Source organism: Faecalibacterium prausnitzii (assembly GCF_003287495.1).
Taxonomy (GTDB): domain Bacteria; phylum Bacillota; class Clostridia; order Oscillospirales; family Ruminococcaceae; genus Faecalibacterium; species Faecalibacterium prausnitzii_I.
The window spans coordinates 1-10,004 of record NZ_PRLE01000012.1 but is presented as its reverse complement, the minus strand read 5'-3'; the positions used below and the strand labels follow the sequence as shown (position 1 = coordinate 10,004).

Annotated in this window: 10 protein-coding genes and 1 tRNA gene; 2 read left to right on the top strand and 9 right to left on the bottom strand. The window is 51.2% G+C overall.

All coding sequences use genetic code 11. The features are described from left to right. Window positions 1-117: 117 nt before the first annotated feature. Window positions 118-193, top strand: a tRNA-Lys gene (locus C4N22_RS12650). Window positions 194-348: 155 nt separating this feature from the next. Here the strand turns inward: C4N22_RS12650 and C4N22_RS12645 are convergent. From C4N22_RS12645 to C4N22_RS12615, 7 genes are all read right to left on the bottom strand, one after another. Continuing rightward, window positions 349-1,746, bottom strand: a complete 1,398-nt coding sequence (locus C4N22_RS12645; protein ID WP_112149211.1) for a site-specific integrase — start codon at window positions 1,744-1,746, stop codon at window positions 349-351. Window positions 1,747-1,758: 12 nt separating this feature from the next. Then, a complete protein-coding gene (locus tag C4N22_RS12640; RefSeq protein WP_112149210.1) occupies window positions 1,759-2,073 on the bottom strand; it encodes a helix-turn-helix domain-containing protein in 315 nt (104 codons plus the stop codon). A gap of 80 nt (window positions 2,074-2,153) precedes the next feature. Next, window positions 2,154-3,494, bottom strand: coding sequence for a hypothetical protein (locus C4N22_RS12635; RefSeq protein WP_112149209.1), 1,341 nt, complete (start codon window positions 3,492-3,494; stop codon window positions 2,154-2,156). Between the two features lie 395 nt (window positions 3,495-3,889). Then, window positions 3,890-5,209, bottom strand: coding sequence for a DNA primase family protein (locus tag C4N22_RS12630; protein ID WP_112149208.1), 1,320 nt, complete (start codon window positions 5,207-5,209; stop codon window positions 3,890-3,892). 524 nt (window positions 5,210-5,733) lie between these two features. After that, window positions 5,734-5,931, bottom strand: a complete 198-nt coding sequence (locus tag C4N22_RS12625) for a hypothetical protein (RefSeq protein WP_112149207.1) — start codon at window positions 5,929-5,931, stop codon at window positions 5,734-5,736. 18 nt (window positions 5,932-5,949) lie between these two features. Then, window positions 5,950-6,138: a Sec23/Sec24 zinc finger-containing protein gene (locus C4N22_RS12620; RefSeq protein ID WP_112149206.1), complete on the bottom strand. Its 189-nt coding sequence runs from the start codon at window positions 6,136-6,138 to the stop codon at window positions 5,950-5,952. A 127-nt stretch (window positions 6,139-6,265) separates the two neighbouring features. After that, the gene (locus tag C4N22_RS12615) at window positions 6,266-6,595 is read right to left on the bottom strand and encodes a hypothetical protein (protein ID WP_112149205.1); all 330 of its coding nucleotides are present in this window, start codon (window positions 6,593-6,595) and stop codon (window positions 6,266-6,268) included. A gap of 162 nt (window positions 6,596-6,757) precedes the next feature. Here C4N22_RS12615 and C4N22_RS12610 point away from each other — a divergent pair, with 162 nt between their 5' ends. After that, on the top strand, window positions 6,758-7,525 hold the full coding sequence (locus tag C4N22_RS12610; protein ID WP_112149204.1) for a hypothetical protein: 768 nt from the start codon (window positions 6,758-6,760) through the stop codon (window positions 7,523-7,525). A 600-nt stretch (window positions 7,526-8,125) separates the two neighbouring features. Here the strand turns inward: C4N22_RS12610 and C4N22_RS12600 are convergent. Then, a complete protein-coding gene (locus C4N22_RS12600) occupies window positions 8,126-9,514 on the bottom strand; it encodes a site-specific integrase (protein ID WP_097839213.1) in 1,389 nt (462 codons plus the stop codon). A gap of 16 nt (window positions 9,515-9,530) precedes the next feature. After that, window positions 9,531-9,845: a helix-turn-helix domain-containing protein gene (locus C4N22_RS12595; protein ID WP_055192342.1), complete on the bottom strand. Its 315-nt coding sequence runs from the start codon at window positions 9,843-9,845 to the stop codon at window positions 9,531-9,533. Window positions 9,846-10,004: the final 159 nt, after the last annotated feature.

Here is a 10,004-nt window from a genome sequence, read left to right as displayed (position 1 = left end):
CGAACACAGAAGTTAAGCTCACTCGTGCCCAAGATAGTTCGCTGGAAACGGCGCGTGAAAATAGGTAGTCGCCGACTCATAGTTATCAGGATGTTTGAAACCGCATCCTGATAATATGCACCTCTAGCTCAGTTGGTAGAGCAACTGACTCTTAATCAGTGGGCCCAGGGTTCGAGTCCCTGGAGGTGCACCAGATATTGAACGCTAAATCGTAAGATTTGGCGTTCTTTTTTATGTAGGAAAGTGGCTGCACACTTTCTGCACACCGTTTGCACATTTGCCCGAATCAGGGGCTTTTCTGCGCAAGGTTTGCACAGCCTGCTTTCCTTTGCATAAAAAGAAGAAATTTTAGGCGAACAAGGCTCTCGTCAATTCTCTGCGTTCGTCTGCGTCCATCAGCCGGATGGTTTCAAGGATCTCCTTACCGGAGATTTTTGTTGCCGCCGGCTTTTCGTTTTGACGAGGCTCAGGTGCTGCCGGGGTCAGGTCTTGGGAGTAGAAGTTTGCTTCGATCTTCTCGGTCAGCTCCAACCGGGGCTTGTCCTGCGTGTGGGCATAGGTGTCCATCAGGACAGATGCCGTTGCATGACCTGTGTTGCCCTGTACCGACTTGAAGTCACCGTCCGACTGCAAGAGCTGGTAGGTGGCACTGGAATGCCGTAGACCGTGGAACACGATCTGCTCAAACTCCGGGTGCGCTGAGCGCCACTGCCGATACCACTTGGTGAGCAGCTCCGGTGCAATGGGCAGACCATCCGGGAGCCGGAACAGCTGCCCGCAGTTGCTGTACTTTTCCGGGGCGTTCTGCTCGTCCTGCTTCAGCTTTTCCAACCATGCCAGAAGTTCTTCCTTCAAGGGCTTCGTCATATACAGGACGCGGTTGGACTTCTTGGTCTTAGGCTTTTTCAGGATGAGAGAGGATTTGCTTCCCTCACGCCTGTCCGGGAAGGTGTGATACACCTGATTGGGGTCGAGCTTTTCTAGAGCGTCCTTGTTGGCTCGCTGCATGGTTTTGCTGACCGAGATGGTACCACGACCATCGGCGGCATCAAAGTCCAGATCACTCGGCTGCAAGCCGAGAATTTCGCCCTCACGGAGCGAAAGGATCATGCTCATGTGCACCGCCAGATGCAGGGCAGGGTTCTCGATGGTTTGCAACGCTGCCAGCATGGTTTTTTCGTCCCAGATGGTGCGTTCCTCGATGTTGACCTTGGGGGCATCACGGGGCAGGGGAATCTTGTGGATGAGGTCCCACTCCACTGCATAGGAGAATGCAGTTTTCAGCAGCGTGTGGACCTCGTGGATAGAGGTGCTGGACAGCAGCCGTTTCTTCTGCTTATCAGTCAGGGTCTGCTTTACGCCGTGAACATACTGCCCACAAGGGGTCTTGGCAAGGGTGGCATAGAACTTCTCGATGTCGTAAGTGCGCAGTTCCTGCACCTTGCGATTGCCGATATAGGGGACGATAAGGTTCTGCACCATCGCCACAGACTGGGTGTAGGTCTTGGGGGACCATTTGTGCTTGGTGGACTGAATCGGGATCCATTTGTACAGCATCTCCTCCACCGTCATGGTGTCGGGGACGAGGAATGTGCCGTCCAGCAGTTCCTTTTCGACCGTGATCTTTCGCTCCTGTGCCTCCTTCCTAGTCTTGAAACTTTCCCATCCCTCGCAGGGTTTGCCGGAATGGTCTTTGTACTTGTAACGGACGGAGTAGGAATCTCCGCGCTTCATAATAGATGCCATAGATTACCTCCCTCAGACCGCTGCAAACCAGTTGTCGAAGCTCTGCTTGTTCACCCGGATGCTGGTGCCGATGCGCAGCACCCGGAAATCCTTCGTGGTGTTGCACAGGTTGTACGCCGCACGGGGAGAGATCGCCAAAAGCTGGGCAATCTCCTCTACCCGGTAAACAAGGGGTTCGTGCTTGGCTGCTTTGGTCTGGTCAGAAGATTCTGTGGCAGGGGATTTGGACGCTTTCATTGTAACCGGGTTCGAGTCCTTTTGCAAGGACTTATTCGTATAATCTTTAGATTTCACATCTTCGGTCATGTCAGGCCGATTCAAATTCATAGGCAGACCTCCGTTTCCTTGTAACCGGGTGCCGGGGCAGAAAGTGCCAGCTTTCTGCCCCGAACGCTTCCCGATGAGGTTCAGATTTCCGAGTGCCCCTCCTGTGTGCGGGGTTGTGCCGTTGGTTTGTTTTGTGCCTGTTCCGCCTGCAAGCGGTTCAGCAGCTGCAGCACCGAATCCCTTGCTTTCTCCTTGACCTGTTCTTTGCCCTTCTGCCGGACTTCCGGCTTCAGCAGCTTCTCTTGCAGGCGGGCAGCGGTGGTCTGCATGGTCTTGAGGAACTTGTCCAACACGGTGTCCAACCGATGAGCGGCGTACTCTCTCGTGGGCTGCGAAGCCTTGCGCTCCGGGGACAGCACCCACTTCTTCGTGTCCTCGATCATCCGCATATCTTCTTTGCGGGTCTCGGTGCGCACTACGTCCGTCACGACCTCCACCGCCTTGTCATAGGCCGCAGCCGAAACATCCTCCAGCAGGGTCTCCATGTCCGAAACTTTCAGGGTCAGTTCATCCAGCTTGCTCTGCTGGGCGGCAAGCTGTTCTTTTTGCTTGGCAAGGATGAAGTCCTGCTTTTCCAGATATTTGCGGTTGCCGTATTCTGCTTCTTCCTCCAATTCCAGACCGTGCCGCTGGGCGATATCAAACAGCATTTTCCGGCAGGCGGCATCAAAGGTGATTTTGCGATTGTTGCGGCGGCTGAGGGGCTTGTCCGGGTCGGGCAGGTCGAAACCCAACGCTTCCAGTGCCTTTTCCTGCTGAGGAGCGATCTCGCCGTACTTGTTCTCGCAGTCGAATACATGGCGCTCGTGGATGTGGGGTGTGCTTTCGTCCAGATGCAGTGCCCAGTCCAGCACATGAACATGGTCTCCGAACCTTGCCTTGAACTCGTCAATGAACTCGGTGACGATGTTCAGCAAGTCCTCTGCCGAAGCGTGGTCATCCAGCGTTCCCAGCTGGTAAATGGTCTCTTCCGGGCAAGTCTTACGGCTGGACAGCAGGTCGGGAATGGAGCGGTTGCGCTCCGTGTGACGGATCTTGGCGTTGCGCTCGTTCTGGCTTTCGATGAAGGCCGTGTAGTGGGTCTCGTAGAACTGCCGTTCTACGTCCGAGAAGGTTGCCGCCAGATCGTCAGGGTCTTGTGGGTCAAGAGCCGAACGGAAACCGTGGAAGCAGTCCCAGTAGATGTTGCCCTTGGCTCGTTCCGGGTCGATGTGCTCACTGTTGGCAAGGTTGAAACTGCGGTCATTGTGCTTGGGGTTGTAAGTGCCGTGTGCTCCGGCTCGTCCGTTGTGTCGTGTCAGCTTCAGATAGACATCCCTCCGTTTCAACAGCTTGGCGGGGAGAACGCAGCAGCGGAGCTGCTGGATCTGCCGCCATTTTGCGCCAGATAATACCCAGTAGGATATGACGCACAGCATCATATCACTGGGGCAAAGGACTGCGTCCTCTGCACTCCTGCACCGGGCAAGCTGACAGGCAAAGATTTGCGAATCCCTGCCCACAGCTCGTCCGGCTTTTTCAGTTGGCCAAAATGACCAACTGATTTTGCCTGTTCCCAAAATGGTAACAGGCAGATAGACGGTCTGATAACGGCCATCTCACCCTGATTCCCATTTTGGGGATTTGGGTGGATGCTGGCAAGTGCCGCTTTCCGGCACTTAACGCTATGGGATTGGTTGGTGGTCGTTTTGACCACCAACCAAAGCCCCTTATATGGCGCGTTTTCGGTCAATCGCTGCGTACGTGCGTACAGAGAAAAAGCATCTGCCGCGTACGCACGTACGCAGCAAAACGCCCATATTCTCCTTTATGGGGGTCACGTCCGCCAGCCATTGGGGGTGAGGTCAGGCTGCACAAGGGCTTCGATACCGAAAAAGCCCCGGACACGTCGCCCGGACGAGTTGACGATGTTGTTGGTGGATTCCAGATTATACCTGCGCTGGTTGGCGATCAGCGCATCGCTGAACCCTCTGGCCTTGATCGCATTCAGGCTGTTCTCCTCACACCACATCCGGTAGACCTCATACAGCTCTTTCGAGCTGGTGCAGGCATCTGCCTTCAGGCGGATGTAGCCCTCGGATTCGAGGAAATCGAACACATTGTTGTTGTCCCGCTTCACCAGTTCCCGGTTGCGCTTGGCACGGTCACTCTCGGTGAACTGAAAGCCGTTCTTCACCAGCCGCTGCAAGCCCTCAAATGCCCACAGCAGGATGCCCTCGACCTCTGCCGCCATCTTCTCGGCAATGTCCGGGTCATCCACACGGGACAAGGGCTTGTCCTTGGTGGTCAGGATGAGCTGACGGCGATAGAAACCGTCCGAGCGATCATACAGAGCCTGCAGGTCGCCGTTGCTGAACGCCAGCAGACGGGCGTACATCCAGCCCTGATAGCTCTGCTTGCCCTTGCGCTCCAAGTCCATCTGCCCCTGCGCGGTCACGATGGACTTGACATAGTTGGTCTGGCGCAGGGCTTCCATCCGCATATCATCGTCCACACAGAGCAGGGTGTGTTCGAGGTCGGCACGGGCAAAGCGGTTCTCCGAGATCTTGCCGATGCTGCCATCCTTCATGTTGCAGCCGAACAGCCGGGACAGCACCACACCGATCTGCGATTTTCCCTCGCCGCCGTTGCCCTTGATGACCATCATGCGCTGGCCCTTGTTGCTGGGAATCAGGCAGTAGCCGATGAACTCCTGCACGGTGGGGATGTCCTCCGGGTAGAGCAGGTCGGACAGAAACCGCAGCCAATGGACAGGCTGTGGGGCTTTCGGGTCATACCTGACCGGGAGCCGATTGCGGACGATCTCCGGCTTACCCTCCTGAAAGGTGCCGTCCAGATACAGGGTGCCGTTTGCCAGTGCGATGCGGTCGGTGACAGGCGGAAAGTCCTCCACCTGTGCCGCCAGCTTCAGCACATCCACCACATTGGTGACCTTCTTGGCAAGGTTCGCCCCAACGTATTCACGCATCATCTCGAAGATCTCACACCGCAGGGGCATGGGGTCCACCATTCTGCCGTCCGGGGTGAAAAATGCGCCATTCGAGTAAAGCAGCTGGTGGATGCTCAGAAAATCGTCACAGAACAGGGATTCGTTGAAAAAGCCCTTCTTGAACCATGCAGGGGTAAAATTACTCATAGGCATTCCGTCCTTTCATTGGCGTTACGGTAAGAAAATGTGGTCATTTTGACCACATTTTCTTACTCCGCAACTGAGAAATCAACGTCCTGCCGTTCTCCCTGCATGGCTTTCCTGCCCCCTTCCGGCGGCGTTTTCCGGCTCTCCTTCTCAGGGTCATCGCCGGGTATCCCATGCAGACGGTCATGCGGTTTTCAAGGTCCAACGGGCAAAACGGCAACAAAAAAGCCGTCACAAAACAGACCAGCCCTGCCTTCGCTTTTTCTGGAAGGTCATGCTAGTCGGTTATGTAACGGCTGAAAGCCAAGATGTTCAATCCCGCAGGGTCTGAACGAATATGTAAAAATATGTTATATTCAATTGTTGGGATAGATTACCACAAAAATCGAGCCGTGTCAACAAAAAGTTTTGAAAACGCGTTGCTTTTGGCAACTTGCAAGAAAAGGCAAGGGAAACTTTGGCAAAAAGAGAGAGGGCTGGACGGTGCCAGCCCTCTTGACAAGGTTTTGGAAATCAGAATCAGGTTATCGCACCATGGTTTCAAACCGCTTCTGCAGCCGTTCAAACGTTTCGTCATCCACGGGAAGGAGCACATGAAACTCCATCTTGCCCTTGTCGTTGATTTCCGAGTGGACATCCAGCGGACCGGGCATCTCCTCGTCATACAACATCCGCAGGCACATCCCCAGCTGACGGTCGGATTTTGCTAAAATTTCGTGCATTGCTGTTTCCTTTCCGTGTTAATCCAAATGATTCTTTTTTCTGTAGTCCTTATGGGATTCGTAGATTTCGGAGGCAGAAATTCGATTAATTGTGCCGCATTCCGTGCAAGCCCAAGTGTCATTACTGTCATCAAAACCATTTTGGTAATTTAATAATGCACCACAATAATCGCACCACCAGTCCACATTAGAAAAACGTCCGCTCATATGTAAGTCCTCCCAATTTTATTTTTATTAAATATATACCAGTGTGGGAATGCTTTCAATTAGTAAAAGCCTGAAAATTTAAGTTCTTTTTTGTGCACTGCTCATAATAGAAACTCGGCTGTGCCGCTCACTGTTTTGAAAAATCCTGAGCGTCTACATTGGTTTCATCAATTTGGGAACTTTCCTTGATAGCCGTTTGAAGAGAGTGCTCCTTATTATCAAGACTCTGTTTCATTTTCCAGCTGTTAAGGATAAAATATAAAGTGATTGAAGCACAAAGCATACCTGCTGCGCCTTGTAAGCGGTCTTGCAGAAGGCCGCGGCCTTCTGCATAAGCATAAAAGTTTTGGAGCCCTTCTTGCATACTGCCGTTTCCCAAAATTTTGAGAATGTGTGTGATTTGTGCACAGGTTTTTCCATCACTTGCCAACAAGACGGAAACTGGAATACGCTCCATAATGTTTGCCTCACTTCCATAACTAAGATTGTTACCATTTGATGTCAATACGCTCTAAATCCCTTGACCACTTTCAGTATATATGATAAGCTTACAAACGTCAATATGATGAAGCCAATTCTAATACAGATAATTTATGTAGAAAGCAGGAGAAAAATTTAAATGAATACTAATTATTGCTGCGAGACATCGAATGAGACGCAGTTATTAGCCAGAATTTGGAATGAGCGCCTCGGAAAGCTTATCAAGAAGAACTTTGGGACACAGAAAGAATTTGCGCAAAAATTTAAAGAAACCTTTGGGGTGGGCAATCAAGCAGATGTCAGCAGGTGGATAAACGTAGGAACTTTATCAGCGAAAGGAAAAATGATTGGTTTTCCAGAATACCCAACTATGAAAAAAATTGCGACTTTTTTCAATGTGACCGTTGGCTACCTTACAGGAGAAACTGACTATGAAACATTTGAGATGGAACGAACTTGTAAATATTTGGGAATCATTGAGGGAACCGGGAACGTCATTAAATATATTACAGGTTCTTCGCATGACTGCATTGAGTGGGGAAAGCAAGCGGGAACATATCAACGCATTATCAACAATCTCTTAATTGCTGAGCAGTTTCCAACGTTCATTAGGGACTTAAAAGAGCTGGATGCGGCTTACTATGACGATACTCAACGTTATGAGGAATTAAAACGAACATACGGAGAAACGTTACTAAATGAAGTTGCCGAATTGCAATGTGATAAAAAAATTGATTATGAGTATGATCCATCGGCACCGAAGCTAACTAATATTCAAATTGAAGCATGGAATGCGTTGAAAAAAGATGAGGACAAGAGTTACGATAATTCCTTCAAACTAAAATTAGCGCGTTATGAATTGCATGAAGATTTTGAACGACTTATTGATTCGCTGTATCCTAGATAAAACAAAAGGAGCAGATACACCATGCTTCCATAGTGTACCTGCTATATAATAAGGCGGTGTCTATTCAGTTGTCCAAATCCCTGCCATGAATCGTAGTTGTGGATGTACATTTGATGCTTGGTCTAAACAGGCAAGATTTCAGCTGCTGTTTTGGGCTCGAACCCGACCGGTTTCCCGGCTTTGCATAAAAATCCGATACCTGTTTTAAGGGGCTGATTTTGGCTCTGCACATTTTTGCACACTTTTTGCACACCGGAACGGCTGGATAACGGATGCAAGAGGGAACAACAGATGCAAAGAATGCAGCAGATGCAAAACATAAATTTACGATAAAACGATAAAAATAACGAATTGACGCAATTTTGAAAATTGACGATTGTTGCACGTTGGTTTCTCTTAATCAGTGGGCCCAGGGTTCGAGTCCCTGGAGGTGCACCAAATTTTGAACGTCAAATCGTAAGATTTGGCGTTCTTTTTTGTTATGTAACCCCGAAAAATCGGGGTCTGCACGGTCAATGCACGATTTTTGCACGGTCGGCTTTTTCGTAGGAATCCTCTGCATAGGCTGGAATTGCTTTGAAATGCGTGGTAAATTTTGCATCAGGTCAGCAGTGCCAGACGGAGCTGCGCCTTTACTTCGGGGTCTGCATTCTTCAGCAATTCCAAGAGAGCCGTCATGGAGATGGTGGGTTCGCCTGCGGCGGGTACAGCCTGCGGGCTGGGGCTTTCCTGTTTAGCATAGAACCCTTCCTCGAACTTCCTGCCCAGTTCTACACGAGAGGACTGCTGGATATGGGCATAGGTGTTCACCAGCATATCTGCCGTAGCGTGTCCTGTGGTGCCTTGAACGGCCTTCACATCGCCGCCGGAGATCATCAGCTGATAGGTCGCACTGGAATGCCGCAGACCGTGGAACACAATACGAGGGAACTCCGGGTGTGCATCCTGCCATTTGAGGAACTTTTTGCGAATCAGCACAGGCTCCACAGCCAGACCGTTGGGCAGACGGAACAGCATTCCGCTGTCATGGTAGCGTGCCGGATCTTTCATCTCGTCTGCCGCCAGCTGATTCAGCCACTTCTTCAGTTCCTCTTTCAGAGCAGAGGTCATGAAGATGGTACGGCAGGAGGACGCCGTTTTGGTGCTTTTCAGGATGAGAGAAGTGGTGCTGCGTTCCAGCTTGTCCGGGAATACCTTGATGATGCAGCCGTCGTCTACCTGATTCAGGGCTTCTTTACGCACTCGCTGCATGGATTTGTTGATACGGAATGTTCCGATGCCGTCCGCAGCGTCAAAGTCAATATCCTCTGGGGTCAGACCTACGATCTCGCCCTCTCGCAGTGCGCCCACCAGTGTGAGGTGGACTGCCAGATGCAGGATAGGGTCATCCATGCTGTCCAGAGCCGCCCGCATTTCCTCTACCGTCCAGATGGAGCGCTCCTGCGTGGACTTCTTGGGGCTGTCCACGGGAACAGGACTCTTAATCAGGATTCCCCACTCCACGGCATACTGGAACGCTGTTCCCAGCAGCCGGTGCACCTCATGGATAGTCGTGCCGGAAAGAAACCGCTGTTTCTGCTTTTCGGTCAGTTCTTGCTTCTTTCCCTCGATATACGAACCGCAGGGCGTTTTGCTCAGGGTCGTATAGAGGTTTTCCATGTGGTAGGGCTTGAGTTTCTGCATCTCCATGCTGCCGATATAGGGGATAATAAGGTTCTGAATGGTGGAAAGGTTGGATTCGTAGGTTTTGGGTGCCCACTTGTGTTTGCTGCACTGCTTGGGCAGCCAATCCATGAGGAACTCTGCTACCGTCACAGAGGACGGAATCAGGAAAGTACCAGCCGCCAGTTCATGCTCGATTTGCTTTTTTCGGTTTGTTGCCTCCTCTTTTGTGGGAAAACTCTCCCATTTGTCGCAGCTCTTGCCGTGCTCATCTTCATAAGTGTATCGGACGCTGTAAGAGTTGCCGCGCTTCGTAATATATGCCATACTGTTTGCCTCCTTATCAAGCTGCCCGGTAGAGCCACGCATCGAAACTGTCTTTCGGTACACGGATGCTTCCGCCTACCCGCAGGACACGGAATTCGGTGGTGCTGTTGCACAGGTTGTAAGCAGAGCGCAGGCTGATGGCCAGCATTCGTGCGATCTCTTCCACCGTGTACACCAGCTTCGTGGTTGCTGGGCTGTCAGTCGGAGACTTGACGGCATTGGTTTGAGTGACCACCTCCATTGTAGTGAGATTCGAGTCCTTTTGCAAGAACTTATTCGTATAATCGGAAGATTGCACAGGGACGGTCATAGAATTACGGTCAAAATCCATAAGCATTGCTCCTTATATTGTCATATCATCTAAAAATTCAGCTTAAAGTTCTACATCCTGCCCACGCTTGCGGTTTCGCTGTGGCACATTCATGGTGCGCTCCTGCTTGGGAGCAAGAATCTTTTCCAGAAAACCGCGCACCAGTTCAGGAGCACGGTG

Excerpts from the sequence above, each read along its gene's own strand:
- C4N22_RS12620 (WP_112149206.1), bottom strand. The coding sequence starts at position 6,138 with ATGAGCGGACGTTTTTCTAATGTGGACTGGTGGTGCGATTATTGTGGT.
- C4N22_RS12610 (WP_112149204.1), top strand. The coding sequence starts at position 6,758 with ATGAATACTAATTATTGCTGCGAGACATCGAATGAGACGCAGTTATTA.
- C4N22_RS12600 (WP_097839213.1), bottom strand. The coding sequence starts at position 9,514 with ATGGCATATATTACGAAGCGCGGCAACTCTTACAGCGTCCGATACACT.
- C4N22_RS12625 (WP_112149207.1), bottom strand. The coding sequence starts at position 5,931 with ATGCACGAAATTTTAGCAAAATCCGACCGTCAGCTGGGGATGTGCCTG.
- C4N22_RS12615 (WP_112149205.1), bottom strand. The coding sequence starts at position 6,595 with ATGGAGCGTATTCCAGTTTCCGTCTTGTTGGCAAGTGATGGAAAAACC.
- C4N22_RS12595 (WP_055192342.1), bottom strand. The coding sequence starts at position 9,845 with ATGGATTTTGACCGTAATTCTATGACCGTCCCTGTGCAATCTTCCGAT.
- C4N22_RS12635 (WP_112149209.1), bottom strand. The coding sequence starts at position 3,494 with ATGATGCTGTGCGTCATATCCTACTGGGTATTATCTGGCGCAAAATGG.
- C4N22_RS12640 (WP_112149210.1), bottom strand. The coding sequence starts at position 2,073 with ATGAATTTGAATCGGCCTGACATGACCGAAGATGTGAAATCTAAAGAT.
- C4N22_RS12645 (WP_112149211.1), bottom strand. The coding sequence starts at position 1,746 with ATGGCATCTATTATGAAGCGCGGAGATTCCTACTCCGTCCGTTACAAG.
- C4N22_RS12630 (WP_112149208.1), bottom strand. The coding sequence starts at position 5,209 with ATGAGTAATTTTACCCCTGCATGGTTCAAGAAGGGCTTTTTCAACGAA.